The organism is Duganella alba (genome assembly GCF_009674495.1).
Classification (GTDB): domain Bacteria; phylum Pseudomonadota; class Gammaproteobacteria; order Burkholderiales; family Burkholderiaceae_D; genus Rugamonas; species Rugamonas alba.
In genome coordinates this window covers 152,595-170,105 of the sequence record NZ_WKJN01000009.1, presented here as the reverse complement: position 1 = coordinate 170,105, position 17,511 = coordinate 152,595, and the positions used below count along the sequence as shown (strand labels likewise).

Here is a 17,511-nt window from a genome sequence, read left to right as displayed (position 1 = left end):
CCTTCCACAATAATGAATGCAAATACGAATCATTCTTATTTATGGAGAACCAGACGATGATTACCACTACCCCTGCAATGCCGCCAGCCATCGCTGCCCACCCTGTCAACGCCGCCGTGCAAGCGGTCAAGCCGGTCAAGCGCGTCAGCAGCGCCGGCCTGATGGATGGCGGCCGCGAGCTGGAAATCGAACATGGCGGCCGCGTGTATCGCCTGCGTATCACCCAGCTCAACAAACTGATTCTGACCGCGTAAGCAACGATTAACTGTGCGTTAAAGGGCGCCGCCGCGCCCACTCTCCCCCCGAGTAGCCAGCCATGCAGCCAGCCAAACTCTCTACCGAACCAGGAGTGTCTGATGGCCATCGAACATAGCAACCCGATTTTCCTCGCCCCATCGCATGGCGGCCACAATCCCGAACTGATGCTGTCCGCCGTGCTGCATCTGATGTCGCACTACACCGCCGGCGCCGACACCTCCGGCAGCTGCGTCAAGCTGGCCTCGGTCATCGAGCGCCACCTGAAAGCGCTGGCCAGCCTGCCCGACCTGGCGCCGGTCCTGAGCGCCACCTGCGCCCAGCTGTCGGAACAGTGGGCCAGCGAAGTCGAGCGCAATATGCACGAGCAGGAAAAAACCAACTTCCTCAGCCGCATCATGGCGCGTGCGCGCACCGTGCCGTCGGTCGCCTGAGCGGAGCCGTTGACCATGTGCGAGAAACACGATCCGCTGGCCGCCATCATCGCCGCCGCCATGCCGCAAGTGGCCGGGCCGGTGGCCAGCCCGAGCCCGCGTCCGGCCGAGCAGCCCAAGCAAGTCATCAAACCGGTGATCAACAACGTCATGAGCGTGCTGGGCGGCCAGGAAGCGCAAGCATCGCGCCGCCGCCGGCTGTGGGAGCTGGGCCATGCCTGCCACTGCCCGCTGGTCGGTGTCGGCTTCCCGCTGGGCGTGCTGCGCAAGCTGGTCGACAAAGTCACCAACGGCAAGGTGGTGGCGGACGACTATGAAGTGCACGTCGGCGCGGTCACCGAATGCGCCAGCCGCAACCGCCTGTCCGAAGCGCTGCAGAAGGAACTGGAGCGCCGCTACGCGCCGGTGCTGCTGCGCTTCCGCAACGCCAAGAGCACCGAACAGGTGGCCGAGATGTGGCGCACGGCCGTCAACAACGGCGACGTCGCCGGCGCCTTCTGGGCCGGCCTGACGCATCCGCGCTGCACCTCCGAACTGGAAGAGCAGATGTGCCGCGACCTGCACATGGTGCAGCACCAGGCCGGCGCCTGCGTGCGTGCCGACATCACCAAGTTCAACGCCACGCTGGAAGAAAACAAGCGCCTGACGCACGACCTCAACAAGAGCCAGCAACGCGCCGCCGCGCTGATGGCGGAAAAAACCGCCGACGCCGAAAAGCACGCGGCCCAACTGATGCAGCTGCGCGCGCAGGTGGTGGGCAAGGACAGCATGATCGATTCCGTCCGGGTCGAGCTGGAGCAGCTGAAACTGTCGATCCCCGGCCTGGAATCGCGCGCCAAGCTGGCCGACCGTCTGGGCCAGATGGAAGAACGCGAACGCGCGATGCGCAACCAGATCGCCGAGCTGAAGCTGGAACTGGCGCGCGCCGCCGAAGCGCCGGTCGCCGCACCGCCGCCGCAGGAAGCGGCCCGCCAGGTGGTCGAACACGTGATGAAAATGCCGCTGCGCCTGAGCGACCGCGCGGTGCTGTGTGTGGGCGGTCGCAACGGCAACGTCGCCAGCTACCGCGAGCTGATCGAACGCGAAGGCGCGCAATTCGCGCACCACGATGGCGGGCTGGAAGACAACGCCAACCGCCTCGAAGCGAGCTTGGCGGCGGCGGACCTGGTGATCTGCCAGACCGGCTGCATCAGCCACAGCGCCTACTGGCGCGTCAAGGACTACTGCAAGCGCACCGGCAAGCGCTGCGTCTTCATCGACAACCCCAGCATCTCCAGCCTCGCCCGAGGCCTGGAACAAGCCGGCGCCGAATAACTCCGGGGTCAGGTCCCCCATTTCTACACGAGCCCGGCCTTAGCGTTCGCTACGGCCGGGCTCGTGTAGAAATGGGGGACCTGACCCCCGAGTTTTCAGTAGACGTCGCGGCGGTAGCGGCCGGCGGCGGCCAGTTCGTCGAGGCCTTCGCGGCCCAGCGCTGCTTCGAGCGCGGCGTCGACGCCGCCGGCCATGCCGTCCAGGCTGCCGCAGATGTAGATCGCGGCGCCTTCGGCAATCCATTCACGTACTGTTGCGGTCTGTTCGGCCAGCCGGTCTTGCACGTAGCGGCGCTCGGCCTGATCGCGCGAGAACACCATGTCGAGCTTTTCCAGCATGCCGTCGCGCTGCCAGCCGTCCAGCTCGGCACGGTAGTGGTAGTCGTGGGCGGCGTTGCGTTCGCCGAACAGCAGCCAGTTGCGGCCCTGCCCTGCCAACGCGCGCGCTTTCAGGTGGCCGCGCAGGCCGGCGATGCCGCTGCCGTTGCCAATCAGGATCAGCGGACGTTCGGCGTTGCCTTCAAGGCGGAAGCGACGATGCTGGCGCAAGCGCAGCTGCACCGTCGCGCCCAGCACCGCCTGCTGTGTCAGCCAGCCGGAGGCGACGCCGTGGCTGCCATCCTCATGCGTATGCAGACGCACCAACAGGTGCACGCGGCCATCGGCCGGTATCGAGGCGATCGAATACTCGCGCGCGCGCGACGGATCGGCCGGCGCGGCAACTTGCACCAGGTCGCCCGACTGCCATTCCGGCAGCGCGCCGCCCACCGGCTCCAGTTCCAGGTGGTACACCGGCGCACCAGCGCTGCCGGCGTTCAACTGCACGCGCTCGCTCAGGCGCCATTCGTCGAACGCTGGCGCGCTCCAGTCCGGCGCGTCGCTGGTGCCGGCCAGATGGCTCAGCTGCTGCCGCCATTGTCCGATCGCCTCGTCCGAACTGCGATTCACTTCCACGCCCGGGAACAGGCTTTGCGCGCCCTGCGCTTGCAGCCATTGATCCAGCGAACGGCCGAAGCCGCAGAATTGGGCGTAGGCGCTGTCGCCCAGCGCCAGCACCGCGTAATGCAGTTGCGGCAGTGGCAGCGAGGTGGTCATCAAGCGGCCTGCAAAGCCGGCCGCCGCATCCGGCGCATCGCCTTCGCCGTAGGTGCTGACCAGGAACAGGATGCGCTCGGCGCGCAGCAAGTCGTCCGCGTTCAGTTCGGACAGCTCGCACAGCCGCGCCGGAATGCCGGCCAGCTTCAGGGTCGCGGCGGTCTGCTGCGCCAGTTCTTCGGCATTGCCGGTCTGGCTGGCGTAGGTGACGATCCAGCCGGGCGACGCTGCCGCCTCCGCCTTGGCGCGCGCGGCGGCCAGTCGCTTGCGGCGCGTGCGCAGGTACGGCGCGAGGCAGACCAGCGCGTAACTCACGCTCATGCCTGCCACCAGCATCAATCGGGTGGGGTCGTTGGTCCAGATCATTCGTCTAACATGCCGCGTAAATGGGTACTCAGGTATTCGGTGAAATGGCCGTCGGCCTGGCGCACGACGAAGCGCGCGGCCAGTCCTTGCAACTCGGCCAGATGCAGGCCGTCGCGCCAGCCCAGCACGGTCAGCGCGGTGGACCAGGCGTCGGCCGCCATGCACTGCGCGTGCACCACGGTCACCGAGGCCAGGTCGTTGGCGATCGGCATGCCGCTGCGCGGGTCGATGGTGTGGGAGTAGCGCTGGCCATCCAGCCGGAAGTAGCGCCGGTAATCGCCCGAGGTGGCGACCGCCAGGCTATGCAGCGCCAGCATCAGCTCGCCCGGCACGACGGCGTCCGGCGCGGCGTCGATGACCTGTTCCAGCATCACCCACCACGGCTGCCCGTCCGGCTTGACGCCGGCACCGCGCAGCTCGCCGCCCACCTCGACCAAGTGGTGCGCAAAGCCCTGCGATTTCAAATAATAGGACAGCCGGTCGACGCTGTAGCCCTTGGCCACCGCCGACAGATCCAGCTGCACGCCGCCCGGCTGCAAGGCCTTGCGGCCCTCGCGCTGCAAGCGCACCGGACGCGCCGCCAGTTGCGCGCGGGCGATGGTGATTTCGTCGGCGGAAGGCGCGACAAAATCCGGCTGGTCGAAACGCCCCCACGGACCGAAGCCCCACAGGTTGACCAGCGAACCGGCGGTCGGATCGTAAGCGCCGCCCGAGGCGCGCGCCACATCCATGGCAAACGACAGCACGTCGAAAAACGCCGGCGGCAAGGTGTGCCAGCTGTCGGCGGGCGCGCGGTTGAAGCGGCCCAGGTCGGATTCGGTTTCCCAGTGGCTCATCTCGGCCACGATCAAATCGAGCTGCTGTTGCAGCCCGTCCTGCAAATGATCGCAGGCAGCATCCTGTGCGGCCACCAGCCGCACCGACCAGCTGGTGCCCATGCTGCGGCCAGCGTAGTCGCGGATCACGCCGCCTGCTGGCGCCGGGTCGTCGGAGATATCGTGAGGCAGAAGAACCCGGCGCATGCCAGCCTTATTCCGGCAGGATTTCGACCACCGCCGAATAGCTCAGGCGACGTGGCGGCATCTGCGGCGGCTGGCCTTCGACGCGCTTGATTTCAGGCCAGCTGGTGCTGACCATGTACTGACCGGCGGCCGGCAGCGTCAGCGTCAGTTCGCCCTTGTCGTTGGTGGTCTGGCGGATCTCGCCCAGCGTGCCGCGGAACTTCACGCCGCCCTGGAACAGGCTCACGCCCTGGTTGGCGGCCGGCTTGCCATCCACCAGGAAGCGCCAGGTGACCTTGTCGCCCGCATGCAGCTCGGTTGGATTGGTGACCGGCACCATTTCCAGGCCCGCGCCGGTCGGCTTGAACACGTTCATGTCGGTCTTGCCGGTGGAAACGAAAGTCTCCACGCGGGTTTCCTGACGCGACACTTTGACGTCGGTGGCGTCGGCCGGCACTTCCTTCTTCAGCGTTTCCTCGGTGGCGCGGAAGCGCTTCATATTGCCTTCCTTGTCCTTGTAGCTGCCCATCACGGCGGCGTTGACCAGCGCGACCTTGTAGGTGCCCGGCTTGGTCAGGTTCAGGTCGAAGGTGCTGCGCAGCTTGCCGTTGTTGACGTTCTGCGGCTCCAGCTTGCTGCCATCCGGCGCGGTGATGAGCAGGCCGTCGAGCTTCAGCGTGAAGTCGATGGTGAACAGGTTTTCGGCCACGGCGGCGTCGAACGTCACCCAGGCCGAGCCGTCACGGGCCGGTTCCACTTCGGTGGTCGAGGCCAGGATGTACGGCTTGTGCGCCTGCGCGTTCAGCGACACCAGCGACAAACCGGCCAACGCCAGCGCCATCAACGATTTATTTAATTTCGACATATCCCCGTCCGTTCTTATGGTTTGACTTGTACGACTACGGCGCCCAGCTCTTCCTTGCCCTGACCGGTCAGGTTCTGTGCCGACTTCGGCGGCCATTGCAGCGGCACCTTGACGACCTCGCGGCCGCCGGCTTCACGCGCCGCTTCCACCATCACGGTGTACTGGCCGGCCGGCAGCTTGTCCAGCGCGCCTTTGGCCACGGTCAGCGTGGATTCGCCCGGCGCCTTGGTGGCGCCCGACACGCCGTCCATCGGCATCGTCAGTTCGCGGCCGCTCTTGCGCCACCAGGTGCGCATGTCCTTGAGCCACTTGGTGCCGGCGTTGTCCTTCTTCTTGGTGTCGTACAGCACGGCCAGGTTGGCCACCACTTGCTGGTCGGCGTTTTCCACCCAGGCGGCGATGTAAGGACGATGGTATTCAGCCACGTTCAATTGCGGCACGTCGAGTTTGAGCGCCAGATCGGCGGCCATGGCCGAAGCACTGGCGAGGGGCAGACTAAGCGCGATGGAGTAGCGTAATTTCATGGAGGTCCTGTCGTGGATTAATGGATAAACAGCAGTGCAATTACTACGGGAATCAGCACACCCAGGCCCACCATCGGCCAGGTGAACGGGCGGTTGGCCGCGTGGAACTTCAAAATCAATAAACCGGTGATGCAGAACACCAGGCACAGCACGGCGAAGATGTCGATGAACCAGTTCCACGCCGGGCCGGTGTTGCGGCCCTTGTGGACGTCGTTCAGCCAGGAGATCCAGCCGCGGTCGGTGTTCTCGAATTCGGCGCCGCCGTCTTCCAGGCCGATGCGCACCCAGGCGTCGCCGCCGGCCTTCGGCATTGGCAGGTAGACCTCGTCGCTGGCCCATTCGGCGTTGCGGCCGCCCGGCTGCACCTTGAAGGTGTCCTTCAGCCATTGCTCGACCGGGGCCGGCAGCGGCTCCTTGGCGCCGTCATGCTGCTCGGCATAGCTGCGCAGTTGCGCGGTCAGCGGCGCGGGCAACTGCGCCTGCTTGCGCGTGATGGTCGGCTTGGCCTCGATCTGCGACGCATGGTTGAGCGTGATGCCGGTGACCGAAAACAGGAACATGCAGAGCAAACACATGGCCGAGCTGATCCAATGCCACTGGTGCAATTGCTTCAGCCAGACGGCGCGGCTGGCATTGCGGGCGGAGCTGGCGCTTTGTACGCTCACGGGACTTCCTTGGCTGAAAAACATAAATGATAATGATTATCATTTGATGGGTCAAGCCAAGTTGTGTATCTATTATGTAAAGCCGGGGTGAAGTCGCGCACAGTGGGCGCCGGGCGGGAGCGCTAAGGTACTGGAAATACGATCATTTTTACCATGGAGGCGCGTTATGCCGCTCTATACGCAGGATCAGATCAACACCATCGCCGCCAAGATCAAGCATGTCCGCTTTGGCATGTTCACCACGGTGGACAACGATAACGTGCTGAGCAGCCGCCCGCTGACCACGCAGCAGATCGATAACGAGGGGAATATGTGGTTCTTCACCTCGGACGAGGCGGCCTTTACGCACGACCTGGCGTCGCACCCGGAGGTGAACGTCAGCTTTTCCAATCCCGACGAGCAGCTGTACTTGTCGGTGACCGGGCAGGCGTATCTGCTAAAGGACCGGGCCAAGGCGCGGGAACTGTGGAGTCCGCTGGTGCGGGCCTGGTTCCCCGGCGGACTGGATGACCCGCATCTGGCCATGATACGGGTCCGGATACAGACGGCGGAATACTGGGATGCCAGCGCCAGCAAAATGAAACAGTTGGTTCAACTGGCCAAAACTGCCATGACTGGCCGGGCGCCGGTGGATATGGGCAAGCACACGACGATTTGCCTATAACCTCACCTGGGCATCAGGATTTGGAACGGCTGGAGCCGCGTCCGCCCGAGCTGTTATCCTGGTCCTGATCGGTATCGTCCTCGTCCGCATTCTGGCTGGCGCTGCCCTTGTTGCCGGCGCTGGTGCTGCTGCGCGAACCGCTGCCCGTGGTCGCGCTCTGACTGCTGCGGCCCGGATCGTTTTTATGACTCATGCTGCCGGCGCGGCGTGCCTCTTCCGAGGTGAACTCGTGTGCCGTGCCTTTTTCATGGGCGGCGCGGCCGCCTTCCGCCGCGATCTCGCGCTGCTGCTCCGGGTCCATCGACGCGAAGCCGCGTTTGCTGGTGTCGCCGCTTTGGCGGCTGCCGGTTTTCTCGCTCTGTTTGGTGTCTTTGTCACTGGTTGCCATGATCATCTCCTGATAGTAAAGCTCCTGCGTCCATCACAGGAGCATTCATCGTAGTCCACGTCCCAGCCATGTGCTGTAGGACGTCTCCAGCGGCCTACGTAGGAGCATTCCGGTCACGCTGTCGGCAAAGGAATTTCAAGCACCGCGTCACCGCTGCTCACGCACAGGCGCTCGCCTGGCTGCGGCGCCACCGGATGGCCGCCGGTGAACGCGCCGAACGACGGCAGCACCATGCGCTCGGCGCCGATCAGAAAACATGGCAGCAGCAGCGACTCCCAGCCCGAACGCAAGCGGTACACTGGATGCACATGGCCCGCCAGCACATACGACGGCACCAGCACGTCCGGGTGATGGCAAAACGCGAACGGCCCGATCACATGCGGCTCGTCGACCATCTCGATGTCCAGCTGCGCCGGCGGATCGCCGGCATGCAGATCATGGTTGCCGCGCACCAGCGTCAGCCGCAGATCGGGATGGCGCGCGCGCCAGGCCAGCATCGCCATCAGCGTGGAATGCGCGTGCGCCGCCTTGGCGTGCAGGAAGTCGCCGAGGAACATGATGTGGCGCACCTCGTATTGCGCCAGCAGCACGTCAAGCGCGCCCAGATTGGCGCTGGTGGTGCCAGCAGGCACGGGCACGCCCAGCGCGCGGAACGAAGCCGCCTTGCCGAAGTGAATATCGGCGATGATCAGCATGCCCTCGCGCGGCCAGTACACCGCTTTTTGCGGCAACAGCAGCAGCTGTTCGTTTGCCAATGTGGTCATCATGGTCCGGCCGCCTTTTCCAGTTCGCGCACCAGGCGGGCTACGCGGTCCGACAATTTTTCCGTCGAAAGTTTTTCGCGGAAGCGTTCCACCATCAGCGCGAAGCCGAACGGCGTGGCGCGCTTGATGGCGTGGAACTGCACGCTGCGCGCCTGCAATGCCAGCAGCGTCGCGCGCAGGCGACCAAGTTCCAGCTCCTGTTCCAGCACCTCGCGCTGCGCCTGCGTCAACAACAGATTACCCGCGTCATGCTGGCTGAACACGGCAAAGAACAAGGACGACGACGCCTGTAATTGACGCGCGCTCTTCCCTTGTCCAGGATAGCCCTGGAACACCAGCCCTGCAATGCGCGCGATTTCGCGGAAGCGGCGCTGCGACATCTCGGTGGCGTTCAGGCTGGCCAACACGTCTTCCAGCAGATGATCGGTGCTGAACAGCGCGACGTCGGCGCCCTGCTTGGCATCCAGCAACGGCGCCCAGTCCAGTTCCTGCGCCGACAGCAATTCAAAACCGTAATCGTTGATGGCGATCGAAAACGTCACCGGCGTCACGCGGCCGACACGGTAGGCCAGCAGCGACGCCAGCCCCACGTGCACCGAGCGGCCGGCAAACGGAAACATGAACAGATGCCGCCCTTCGCGGCTGTGCATGGTTTCGATGACGGTGGTGTCGCCGGTCGGCAGCGACGACCAGCGTTGCTGGATTTCCAGCAAAGGCTTGAGCGCCTGCATCTCCGGCCAGTCGTAGCGGTCCAGCGTGGCGCGCCGCAACTGCTCCAGCGCCGCGTGCGCCAGTTCCGACGACATCGGCATGCGGCCGCCCTGCCAGCGCGGCACGGCTCCCTTGGCGCCGGTGGCGCGGCGCACGTAGGCGGTCATCTCGTGCAACCGCACGAATTCCAGGATGCGGCCGGCGAACAGGAAGTGATCGCCCTTGCGCAGCCGCGCGATGAACGATTCCTCCACGCTGCCCAGCCGCCCGCCGCTGACGTATTTCACCTGCAACGACGAATCCGAGACGATGGTGCCGATACTCATGCGGTGGCGCCGGCCGAGCGCCGCATCCGGCACGCGATAGACGCCCTCTTCGTCCGGCAGCACGCGCCGGTATTCGGGATAGGCGATCAAGGTCTGGCCGCCGCGCGCGACGAAGTCCAACGCCCATTGCCATTCATCGTCGCGCAGATCGCGGTAGGACCAGGCGGTACGCACCTCGGCCAGCAGCGCTTCGGAGCGGAAGCCGCCGCCCAGCGCGATCGTCACCAGGTGCTGCACCAGCACGTCCAGCGGCTTGTCCGGCACCGGGCGCGCTTCGATGTCGCGTTCGGCCACGGCCTGGATGGCGCCGGCCGCTTCCAGCAATTCCATGCTTTGCGTCGGCACCAGCGTCAGGCGCGAAACGCGTCCCGGCGCATGGCCGCTGCGGCCGGCGCGCTGCAGCAGCCGGGCGATGCCCTTGGCGCTGCCGATTTGCAGCACGCGCTCGACCGGCAGGAAATCCACACCCAGGTCCAGGCTGGAGGTGCACACCACGGCCTTCAGCGCGCCCTGCTTCAGGCCCTGCTCCACCCATTCGCGCACCTCCTTGTCCAGCGAGCCGTGATGCAGCGCGATCAGGCCGGCCCAGTCCGGGCGCGCGTCCAGCATGTGCTGATACCACAACTCGGCCTGCGAGCGCGTGTTGGTGAACACCAGCGTGGTGGCGTGCCGCGCGATTTCGCCGATCACCGGTTGCAGCATCTGCACACCGAGGTGGCCGCCCCACGGAAAGCGCGACGGATGCTCGGGAATCAGCGTATCGACCAGGATTTCCTTGGCCACGTGGCCCTGCACGATGACGCCGTCCGGCATCAGCACCTCGCGCGCGCGTTCCAGGTTGCCCAGCGTGGCGGACAGCCCCCACACCAGCAGCGACGGATTCCACTGCCGCAAGCGCGCCAGCGCCAGCTGCGTCTGCACGCCACGCTTGTTGCCCATCAGTTCGTGCCATTCGTCGATGACGATCATCTGCAGCTGCTTGAAGCGGTCAACGGCGTCGGGATGACTGAGCAGCAGGGTCAGGCTTTCCGGCGTGGTGATCAGGGCGTCCGGCAGTTGCTTGTTCTGGCGCGCGCGTTGGGCAGAGCTGGTGTCGCCGGTGCGGGCTTCGACTTGCCAGTCCGGCGCGGCGTCCTGCAAGGCGCGCAGCGTATCGGCGGCCAGCGCGCGCATCGGCGTGATCCACAGCACGCGCAGACCGGCGGACGCGCGGGCGCCAGCACGGCGCGGCTTGGCGCCGCTGCGGACCGGCGGCGCGGCTTCGCCATAGCCGGCGCGCTGCAAGGCGGCGAACCAGACGGCGTAGGTCTTGCCCGCGCCGGTGGTGGCGTGCAGCAGGCCGGAGCGGCCGGCTGCCGCCGCCGTCCACACTTCGCGCTGGAACGGGAACACCGTCCAGCCGCGCGCGGCGAACCAGGCGTTCGCGTTCATGGCGCCGCGAGCAGGTTCTTCAGCGACTCCAGCGTATCGGCCTCGTCCACCGATTTATCTTCGCGTCGCCGCAGAATGCGCGGAAAGCGCACGGCGATGCCCGATTTGTGGCGCGGCGAACTGGCGATGCCTTCAAAGCCGATCTCAAACACCATGCTTGGCGTCACGCTGCGTACCGGCCCGAATTTCTCGATGGTGGTCTTGCGGATCGCCTGGTCCACCTGCGCGATTTCCGCATCGGTCAGGCCGGAATACGCCTTGGCGAACGGCACCAGCCGGTGCTCGTTGTCCCACACGGCAAAGGTGTAATCGGTGTACAGCGAAGCGCGCCGCCCGTGGCCGGCCTGCGCGTAGATCAGCACTGCATCGATGCTGTAGGGATCGATCTTCCATTTCCACCATGTGCCGACGCTCTTGGTGCGACCCACGCCGTAGCGTGCATCCACCGCTTTCAGCATCATGCCTTCGACACCGCGCTCGCGCGACTCGGCGCGGATCAGCGCCAGCTGTTCCCAGCTGTCCGCGACGATCATCGGCGCCAGCCGTAGCTGCGGCGCGCCTTGCAGGCTGGCCATCAACTGTTCCAGCAACATGCGGCGCTCGGACTGCGGCAGATCGCGCAGATCGCGGCCATCGAGTTCCAGCAGATCGTAGGCCAGCAGCACCGCCGGCATTTCGCCCAGCAGCCGCGCCGACACCTGCTTGCGGCCCATGCGTTTTTGCAGGTCGGCAAACGGCGCCGGCGTCGCACCGCCGTGCCAGATCAGGATTTCGCCGTCCAGCACCACGCCGTCCGGCAGGCGCAGCGCGGCCAGCTCGGGGAAGCGTTCGGTGATCAGATCTTCGCCGCGCGACCACAGCCAGTTCTTGCCCTCGCGCCGCACCAGCTGCGCGCGCATGCCGTCGTATTTCCATTCGACCTGCCAGTCCGACAGATCGCCCAGCGTGGACGGATCGCGCTCCAGCTGATGCGCCAGAAAAAAGGGATATGGCTGACCGCCGCGCTGCGCCAGTTCCTCCGGTGCATGGGCGGCGGTCAGTTGCTTGAAGCCGGCCGCCGTCGGGCTGACGCTGCCGTCGGTCCATCCCATCAGGCGTTGGGCGATCAGTTTGCTGTCCAGCCCGGCGATGGCGCTCAAGGCGCGCGTGACCAGCAGCCGGGACACGCCGACGCGGAAGCCGCCGCCGATCAGCTTGGTCAGCAGGAAACGCTCGCGCGTGTCGAGCTGGTCCCAGTAGGTGAACAGTGCTGCCCGCACCGCTTCCGGCGTGGCGCCGCGCAATGGTGCGATGCCCAGCTCGACCCAGTCGGCCAGGCCGATTTCGCTCGGATGCTTGGGCGGCGGCAGGATCAGGGCGATGGTTTCGGCCAGGTCGCCTACCGCATGGTAGCACTCGTCGAACAGCCACTCTTCAAGCCCGGCGTATTCGATCGCGTACTGGCGCAGCAGCTTGGTCGGCACCGCCTGACGCGGCTTGCCACCGGCGAGGAAATACACCGCCCACGCGGCATCCTGCGGCGCGGCGGTCGTGAAATAGGATTGCAAGGCCGCCAGCTTGCGGCTGGTGGCGGTGGTCTCGTCCAGTTCGGCATACAGGCGGGCGAAGTCACGCATGCTCGGCCTCCTCGGCAGCCGGGAGCGGCGGACCGCTGTCCTCGGCCTCATCGTCGCCGTATTCGGTATCGAAGCCGCTGGCCTGCAAGCCCTGCTGCTGCAGCCAGCGCACCAGCACCGGTATCGAACCGTGCGTGACGATCACGCGCTGCGCGCCGGTGGCGGAAATCGCCTCCAGCAGGCCGGGCCAATCCGCATGGTCGGACAACACGAAGCCGCGATCGACGCCGCGCCGGCGCCGCGCACCACGCAGCTGCATCCAGCCGCTGGCAAAGCCGTCGCTGAAATCGCCGAAGCGCTTGATCCACGGCGAACCGCCGGCTGATGGCGGCGCCAGCACAATCGACTTGCCGACCTCGCTCTTCGGCACGTCGCCCACCATCACGGTCGGCGGCAGCCACACGCCTTCGTCGCGGTAGACCTGGTTCAAGGTTTGCACCGCACCATGGCAAATGATGGGACCGATGCCGGAATCCAGTCCGCTCAACAGCCGTTGCGCCTTGCCGAAGCTGTAGCCCAGCAGCACAGTGGCGCGGCCCTGTTCGGCATTCGATTGCCACCAGGCGTTGACGTCGTCAAAGATTTCCTGCTCCGGCTGCCAGCGGTAGATCGGCAGTCCGAAAGTCGATTCGGTAATGAAGGTATCGCAGCGCACCGGTTCGAACGGCGCGCAGGTGCGGTCCGGCTCGACCTTGTAGTCGCCCGAGGCCACCCACACTTCGCCGCGATACTCCATGCGCACCTGCGCCGAGCCGAGCACATGGCCGGCCGGATGCAGCGACACGGTCACGCCGTTGTGCACCACCTGCTCGCCGTAGGCCAGCCCGGTGATATTGATCGGCCCCAGCCGCGATTTCATGACATTCACGCCGGGCGCCGCCGCCAGATAATGCTGATGGCCGCCGCGCGCATGGTCGCCGTGCGCATGCGTGATGACGGCCCGTTCCACCGGCCGCCACGGGTCGATGTAAAACTGGCCGGGCACGCAATACAGGCCCTCCTTGCGGACTACCACCATATCTGCGGACATACAGAGCTTTCGACGGAGACGATGGCCGATTCTGGCGCGGCAATGCGTCCCCGTCTGTCAGCCAACGCACCGAGGCTAGACGGTATCGATCAATTCAGCCATAAAGGTAATATTGTCGTCTTCTTCACAGACGATATGCACGCGTTCCGCGCCGATGGTCAGCAAGGCGTCGATATCGATGGTGCAAGGGGGAGGCGGCGGCCCGTCGGGCTTGGCTTTGTTGTGACGCGGCGGCTCTGCGTTCTTTTTTCTCGTGGACATATTTACCCCGCTTGGTTTATGACGCGCTGCACACCAGAGTATCCTGTGCGTCGCGGGCGCGCTATCGGATACTGCCTACAAAGAGGGTAGGAAGTCTTCGTAATTTCGACGGATCGGCTACCATAGAGGCTTCGGCGCGCCTGCGCTTATCTACTGAACAACACATCATGACCTTCACCCTCAGCGACACCGCCTACGGCACCGACAGCGCCGACGCCAAAAACGCCATGTACAACGACCTGCGCCCGCAGCTGCAAGGCCTGCTGCACGGCGAGACCGATTTGATCGCCAACACCGCCAATTTCAGCTCGCTGGTGTTCAACAGCATGCCGGGCCTGAACTGGGCCGGTTTCTACTTCCTCAAGGGCGATGAGCTGGTACTGGGACCGTTCCAGGGCAAGCCGGCCTGCATCCGCATCAAGAAAGGCCGCGGCGTCTGCGGCACCACCGTGGTGGAAGGCAAATCCATCGTCGTGCCGGACGTGCACGCCTTCCCTGGCCACATCGCCTGCGACGTCAATTCGCGTTCGGAGCTGGTGGTGCCGGTGCGCGGCCCGGACGGCGCCATCGTCGGCGTGTTCGACCTCGACAGCCCGCTGCCAAACCGTTTCGACCAGACCGACGCCGACGGCATCGAATCGCTGGTCAAGCTGCTGGAAGCCACGCTGTAAAAAAACCGGGGTCAGTGCCGACATTCGGACACGAGCACAGCCGTAGCCTCGGCTAGGGCTGTGCTCGTGTCCGAATGTCGGCACTGACCCCGGTTTGGGTAGCGCGGGCCAGCAGCAGCTGGCGTTCGCGCTCGTTTTGCGTCAGCGACGCGGCACGCTCGAATTCGATGCGCGCTTCGTCGTGACGGCCCAGCTTGGCGAGCAAGTCGCCACGCACGCTGGGCAGCAGATGGTAGTTCTTCAGGGCCGGCGCATCGAGCAGGCCATCCACCACGTCCAGTCCCGCCTGCGGCCCGTAGGCCATCGACAGCGCCACCGCGCGATTCAACTCCACAATCGGCGACGGCGACAGCTGCGCCAGCGCGTCATACAGCGCGGCGATGCGCTGCCAGTCGGTATCGCCCGCCTGCCGGGCGCGCGCGTGGCAGGCTGCGATCGCGGCTTGCAGGCCATACGGCCCGAGTCCGCGCCCGGCCTGTCCCGCGCGCTCCAAGGCGGCCAGACCGCGCCGGATCAGCAACTGGTCCCAGCGCGAGCGGTCCTGCTCCAGCAACAGGATCGGCTCGCCCTGCGGCCCGACGCGAGCGCGGGCGCGCGAGGACTGGATTTCCATCAGCGCCACCAGCCCGTGCACTTCCGGCTCCTCCGGCTGCAAGCCAGCCAGGATGCGCCCGAGACGCAGCGCTTCCTCGCACAACGCCGGCCGCATCCAGTCCGCGCCGGCGCTGGCGGAATAGCCTTCGTTGTAGATCAGGTAGATGACTTGCAGCACCGACGCCAGCCGCTCGCCCAGTTCGTGCGCACGCGGCGCTTCGAACGGCACCCTGGCTTCGGCCAGCGTGCGCTTGGCGCGCACGATGCGCTGCGCCACGGTTTTTTCCGGCACCAGGAAGGCGCGGGCGATTTCGTCGGTGCTCAGGCCGCCCAGCATGCGCAGGGTCAGCGCCACGCGGCCGTCGGTAGACAGCACCGGATGGCAGGCCACGAACACCAGCCGCAGCAGGTCGTCGCCGATATCGTTTTCCAGCGCATTGGCCACCGCCGCGTCCAGGTCCGGCGCGGCGTCCTGCAACTGGTTGTCGATTTCGTAGCTGATGGCCGCTTCTTTTTGCTGGTGCATCTGGCGATGGCGCAGCACATCCAGCGCGCGGTTCTTCGCCACCGCCATCAGCCAGGCGGCCGGCTGCTCCGGCACGCCATTTGCAGGCCAGCGTTCCAGCGCCAGCACCAGCGCGTCCTGCGCCAACTCCTCGGCCTGGCCGACGTCGCGCAGCATGCGCGCCAGCAAGGCGATGATCCTGGCGGACTCCATCCGCCATACCGCCTCGATGATTTTGTGGACGTCAGCCGCCACGGGCCGCCGCGGTGAAGGCGTCGCGCAGGCCCGCCTCCAGCAGTTCGGCGCGCAGCCGTTCTTCCGCCTTGACCATCTCCGGCGTGAACTCGGCATGCGCGATGCGCTCGCAGGCTTCGCGGATTTCCAGCGTGATGTCGCCCGATTGCGGATACGGATAGCCCTTGGCCCAGGCAATCGCTGCCTCGCGCGAGGCGGCCTGGATCATCCAGTAACCAGCGATCAACTCCTTCACCTCCGTGAACGGACCATCGACCACCGATGTTTTGGAATTGGCGTAGTGCACGCGGACAGCGCTGCCCGTGCCTTTCAGGCCTTCACCGGCCAGCAGCACGCCCTGCTGCACGCCGGCTTCGTTAAATTCGTTCATCACGTCGATGACTTCCGGCGGCGGCACGGCGTCGGTTTCCGCATCGGCGTCGGAGCGCAGGAAGATCACGTAGCGCGTCAACTCCTCCTTGCGCTGCGGCAGCGTGCCGGCCGCCGTGCCGCGTTCGTCGAAGCCGACACAGTTGCCGGGACAGCCGGCGTCGCGGATTTCATACACTGCGCCGCTGTCGAACAAGGGCCACCAGCGCACCTGTTCGACGATATCCTCGCGCGATTCCGCCTCGAGCAGCACGAAGCCGGCGATCAGTTCCTTGGGCGGAAATGGTCCCTTGACTTCGCTCCACTCGCCGTCCCGGCGCTGCAGCCGCACCGCTTCCACGCTGGGGCGCAGAAAGGTGCCCGGCTCCAGCGCCGGCGGTTGCGTTCCTCGTTCCGTGCTTTGATTCGCGCGGCGCAGTACCATGAATTCCATTACATCGAGCTCCAGACTGGGTGTCAGCCATAAAGGTATCACAGCCGGGCACGCAAAGCCTCCTCCTGGGCCACCAATTCCGGTGTGGCGGCGTCGCCGAAGTCGCTCATTTCATACACCTGGCGGATTTCGATTTCCGACGGGCCATCGAACGGATTCGGACAGCGCTTCATCCATTCGATAGCCTCTTCCTTGGATTTCACCTGGATCAGCCAGAAACCGGCGATCAGCTCCTTGGTTTCGGCGAACGGACCGTCGATTACGGCGCGGCTGGCGCCGTCGTAGCGGATGCGTGCACCCTTGGAACTGGGGTGCAGGCCCTCGCCGGCGAGCAGCACGCCGGCGTTGACCAGCTCCTCGTTGAACTTGCCCATCGCCGTCATCAGCTCCACGCTCGGCATCTTGCCGGCTTCGGAATCGTCGGTGGCTTTTACAATGATCATGAATCGCATGGGCGGCTCCTTACTGGCATTCGGACTGTTGCTTCATCGCGGCCATCATCTCTTCCGGCGTCATGTCCTTGATGTGGGTGGCGATCGACCAGTGGTGGCCGAACGGATCGGTCACCTGGCCGTAGCGGTCGCCCCAGAACATGTCGGCCACCGGCATGCGCACCGTCGCGCCGGCGTCCACCGCCTGCTTGAATGCGGCATCCACGTCCGGCGAATACATGTGCAGCGTGACCGGGCTGCCGTTCAGCGCCTTCGGTCCCTTGCCGCCATACTCGGGGAAAGCGTCGGCCAGCATGAGGGTGGAATCGCCGATTTTCAGCGCGGCGTGCATGATGCGGCCATCCTCGCCCGGCATGCGCATCATTTCCTCGGCGTTAAAGGCTTTTTTATAGAATTCAATCGCGTCCGCTGCGCCTTCGCAAACCAGGTGCGGGATGATGTGGGTGTTTTGCATTGCCATGGTGGTCTCCTCGGTTAAAGTATTAATCTATACCTAAGACGAAGCAGCGCCACAGAAATCGAC

Annotated in this window: 20 protein-coding genes; 5 read left to right on the top strand and 15 right to left on the bottom strand. The window is 65.5% G+C overall.

Translation table 11 applies throughout. From position 1 onward, the window contains the following. Nucleotides 1–56 precede the first annotated feature (56 nt). The 3 genes from GJ695_RS11680 to GJ695_RS11670 all read left to right on the top strand — a co-directional run bounded on the left by GJ695_RS11680 (nucleotide 57) and on the right by GJ695_RS11670 (nucleotide 2,003). On the top strand, nucleotides 57–254 hold the full coding sequence (locus tag GJ695_RS11680) for a hemin uptake protein HemP (RefSeq protein WP_208023386.1): 198 nt from the start codon (nucleotides 57–59) through the stop codon (nucleotides 252–254). 102 nt (nucleotides 255–356) lie between these two features. Further along, complete coding sequence (locus tag GJ695_RS11675; RefSeq protein ID WP_154364853.1) at nucleotides 357–689, top strand: hypothetical protein; 333 nt, start codon at nucleotides 357–359, stop codon at nucleotides 687–689. A gap of 15 nt (nucleotides 690–704) precedes the next feature. Next, nucleotides 705–2,003, top strand: a complete 1,299-nt coding sequence (locus GJ695_RS11670) for a DUF2325 domain-containing protein (protein WP_154364851.1) — start codon at nucleotides 705–707, stop codon at nucleotides 2,001–2,003. Nucleotides 2,004–2,098: 95 nt separating this feature from the next. Here the strand turns inward: GJ695_RS11670 and GJ695_RS11665 are convergent, their stop codons facing one another. The 5 genes from GJ695_RS11665 to GJ695_RS11645 are packed head-to-tail and all read right to left on the bottom strand — an operon-like array spanning nucleotide 2,099 to nucleotide 6,518. Continuing rightward, entirely contained in the window at nucleotides 2,099–3,463 is a 1,365-nt protein-coding gene (locus GJ695_RS11665; protein WP_154364849.1) for a sulfite reductase subunit alpha, read from the bottom strand. After that, a complete protein-coding gene (locus GJ695_RS11660) occupies nucleotides 3,460–4,485 on the bottom strand; it encodes an FAD:protein FMN transferase (RefSeq protein ID WP_154364848.1) in 1,026 nt (341 codons plus the stop codon). The genes GJ695_RS11665 and GJ695_RS11660 overlap by 4 nt, the downstream gene beginning before the upstream one ends. A 7-nt stretch (nucleotides 4,486–4,492) precedes the next feature. Continuing rightward, a complete protein-coding gene (locus tag GJ695_RS11655; protein ID WP_154364846.1) occupies nucleotides 4,493–5,329 on the bottom strand; it encodes a DUF4198 domain-containing protein in 837 nt (278 codons plus the stop codon). Between the two features lie 14 nt (nucleotides 5,330–5,343). Further along, complete coding sequence (locus tag GJ695_RS11650; RefSeq protein ID WP_154361505.1) at nucleotides 5,344–5,853, bottom strand: DUF2271 domain-containing protein; 510 nt, start codon at nucleotides 5,851–5,853, stop codon at nucleotides 5,344–5,346. 17 nt (nucleotides 5,854–5,870) lie between these two features. Further along, the gene (locus tag GJ695_RS11645) at nucleotides 5,871–6,518 is read right to left on the bottom strand and encodes a PepSY-associated TM helix domain-containing protein (RefSeq protein ID WP_166455112.1); all 648 of its coding nucleotides are present in this window, start codon (nucleotides 6,516–6,518) and stop codon (nucleotides 5,871–5,873) included. A gap of 166 nt (nucleotides 6,519–6,684) precedes the next feature. On the opposite strand from GJ695_RS11645, the gene GJ695_RS11640 reads away from it, so the two are divergent. Beyond that, nucleotides 6,685–7,182 (top strand): pyridoxamine 5'-phosphate oxidase family protein, encoded by a 498-nt coding sequence (locus GJ695_RS11640; RefSeq protein ID WP_154364842.1) that lies wholly within the window; start codon nucleotides 6,685–6,687, stop codon nucleotides 7,180–7,182. Between the two features lie 13 nt (nucleotides 7,183–7,195). On the opposite strand, the gene GJ695_RS11635 is transcribed toward GJ695_RS11640, so the two are convergent. From GJ695_RS11635 to GJ695_RS11610, 6 genes are all read right to left on the bottom strand, one after another. Continuing rightward, nucleotides 7,196–7,570, bottom strand: a complete 375-nt coding sequence (locus GJ695_RS11635; RefSeq protein WP_154364840.1) for a KGG domain-containing protein — start codon at nucleotides 7,568–7,570, stop codon at nucleotides 7,196–7,198. Nucleotides 7,571–7,683: 113 nt separating this feature from the next. Then, the gene (gene pdeM / locus GJ695_RS11630; protein WP_371866519.1) at nucleotides 7,684–8,337 is read right to left on the bottom strand and encodes a ligase-associated DNA damage response endonuclease PdeM; all 654 of its coding nucleotides are present in this window, start codon (nucleotides 8,335–8,337) and stop codon (nucleotides 7,684–7,686) included. Further along, entirely contained in the window at nucleotides 8,334–10,802 is a 2,469-nt protein-coding gene (locus GJ695_RS11625; protein WP_154364839.1) for a ligase-associated DNA damage response DEXH box helicase, read from the bottom strand. The genes pdeM and GJ695_RS11625 overlap by 4 nt, the downstream gene beginning before the upstream one ends. After that, nucleotides 10,799–12,418, bottom strand: coding sequence for an ATP-dependent DNA ligase (locus GJ695_RS11620; protein WP_154364837.1), 1,620 nt, complete (start codon nucleotides 12,416–12,418; stop codon nucleotides 10,799–10,801). The genes GJ695_RS11625 and GJ695_RS11620 overlap by 4 nt, the downstream gene beginning before the upstream one ends. Then, complete coding sequence (locus tag GJ695_RS11615) at nucleotides 12,411–13,448, bottom strand: ligase-associated DNA damage response exonuclease (RefSeq protein WP_154364835.1); 1,038 nt, start codon at nucleotides 13,446–13,448, stop codon at nucleotides 12,411–12,413. Before GJ695_RS11615 ends, GJ695_RS11620 begins: the two co-directional genes overlap by 8 nt. Nucleotides 13,449–13,523: 75 nt before the next feature. Then, nucleotides 13,524–13,709 carry a hypothetical protein gene (locus GJ695_RS11610; protein WP_154364833.1) on the bottom strand — a complete coding sequence of 62 codons (186 nt, stop codon included), beginning with the start codon at nucleotides 13,707–13,709 and terminating at the stop codon, nucleotides 13,524–13,526. 167 nt (nucleotides 13,710–13,876) lie between these two features. Here GJ695_RS11610 and msrC point away from each other — a divergent pair, with 167 nt between their 5' ends. Beyond that, nucleotides 13,877–14,380 (top strand): free L-methionine (R)-S-oxide reductase MsrC, encoded by a 504-nt coding sequence (gene msrC / locus GJ695_RS11605; protein WP_154361165.1) that lies wholly within the window; start codon nucleotides 13,877–13,879, stop codon nucleotides 14,378–14,380. Nucleotides 14,381–14,432: 52 nt separating this feature from the next. On the opposite strand, the gene GJ695_RS11600 is transcribed toward msrC, so the two are convergent. The 4 genes from GJ695_RS11600 to GJ695_RS11585 are packed head-to-tail and all read right to left on the bottom strand — an operon-like array spanning nucleotide 14,433 to nucleotide 17,448. Next, complete coding sequence (locus GJ695_RS11600; protein WP_154364948.1) at nucleotides 14,433–15,692, bottom strand: RNA polymerase sigma factor; 1,260 nt, start codon at nucleotides 15,690–15,692, stop codon at nucleotides 14,433–14,435. Nucleotides 15,693–15,723: 31 nt separating this feature from the next. Next, a complete protein-coding gene (locus tag GJ695_RS11595; protein ID WP_154364831.1) occupies nucleotides 15,724–16,536 on the bottom strand; it encodes a YciI family protein in 813 nt (270 codons plus the stop codon). Between the two features lie 38 nt (nucleotides 16,537–16,574). Further along, nucleotides 16,575–16,988 (bottom strand): YciI family protein, encoded by a 414-nt coding sequence (locus tag GJ695_RS11590; RefSeq protein ID WP_154364829.1) that lies wholly within the window; start codon nucleotides 16,986–16,988, stop codon nucleotides 16,575–16,577. A gap of 10 nt (nucleotides 16,989–16,998) precedes the next feature. Then, nucleotides 16,999–17,448: a VOC family protein gene (locus GJ695_RS11585; RefSeq protein ID WP_154364827.1), complete on the bottom strand. Its 450-nt coding sequence runs from the start codon at nucleotides 17,446–17,448 to the stop codon at nucleotides 16,999–17,001. Nucleotides 17,449–17,511: the final 63 nt, after the last annotated feature.

Coding starts and splice junctions, on each gene's coding strand:
- GJ695_RS11650 (WP_154361505.1), bottom strand. CDS start 5,853: ATGAAATTACGCTACTCCATCGCGCTTAGTCTGCCCCTCGCCAGTGCT.
- GJ695_RS11665 (WP_154364849.1), bottom strand. CDS start 3,463: ATGATCTGGACCAACGACCCCACCCGATTGATGCTGGTGGCAGGCATG.
- GJ695_RS11595 (WP_154364831.1), bottom strand. CDS start 16,536: ATGGAATTCATGGTACTGCGCCGCGCGAATCAAAGCACGGAACGAGGA.
- GJ695_RS11590 (WP_154364829.1), bottom strand. CDS start 16,988: ATGCGATTCATGATCATTGTAAAAGCCACCGACGATTCCGAAGCCGGC.
- GJ695_RS11585 (WP_154364827.1), bottom strand. CDS start 17,448: ATGGCAATGCAAAACACCCACATCATCCCGCACCTGGTTTGCGAAGGC.
- GJ695_RS11625 (WP_154364839.1), bottom strand. CDS start 10,802: ATGAACGCGAACGCCTGGTTCGCCGCGCGCGGCTGGACGGTGTTCCCG.
- GJ695_RS11675 (WP_154364853.1), top strand. CDS start 357: ATGGCCATCGAACATAGCAACCCGATTTTCCTCGCCCCATCGCATGGC.
- msrC (WP_154361165.1), top strand. CDS start 13,877: ATGACCTTCACCCTCAGCGACACCGCCTACGGCACCGACAGCGCCGAC.
- pdeM (WP_371866519.1), bottom strand. CDS start 8,337: ATGATGACCACATTGGCAAACGAACAGCTGCTGCTGTTGCCGCAAAAA.
- GJ695_RS11620 (WP_154364837.1), bottom strand. CDS start 12,418: ATGCGTGACTTCGCCCGCCTGTATGCCGAACTGGACGAGACCACCGCC.
- GJ695_RS11680 (WP_208023386.1), top strand. CDS start 57: ATGATTACCACTACCCCTGCAATGCCGCCAGCCATCGCTGCCCACCCT.
- GJ695_RS11640 (WP_154364842.1), top strand. CDS start 6,685: ATGCCGCTCTATACGCAGGATCAGATCAACACCATCGCCGCCAAGATC.
- GJ695_RS11660 (WP_154364848.1), bottom strand. CDS start 4,485: ATGCGCCGGGTTCTTCTGCCTCACGATATCTCCGACGACCCGGCGCCA.
- GJ695_RS11670 (WP_154364851.1), top strand. CDS start 705: ATGTGCGAGAAACACGATCCGCTGGCCGCCATCATCGCCGCCGCCATG.
- GJ695_RS11610 (WP_154364833.1), bottom strand. CDS start 13,709: ATGTCCACGAGAAAAAAGAACGCAGAGCCGCCGCGTCACAACAAAGCC.
- GJ695_RS11600 (WP_154364948.1), bottom strand. CDS start 15,692: ATGGAGTCCGCCAGGATCATCGCCTTGCTGGCGCGCATGCTGCGCGAC.
- GJ695_RS11635 (WP_154364840.1), bottom strand. CDS start 7,570: ATGGCAACCAGTGACAAAGACACCAAACAGAGCGAGAAAACCGGCAGC.
- GJ695_RS11655 (WP_154364846.1), bottom strand. CDS start 5,329: ATGTCGAAATTAAATAAATCGTTGATGGCGCTGGCGTTGGCCGGTTTG.
- GJ695_RS11615 (WP_154364835.1), bottom strand. CDS start 13,448: ATGTCCGCAGATATGGTGGTAGTCCGCAAGGAGGGCCTGTATTGCGTG.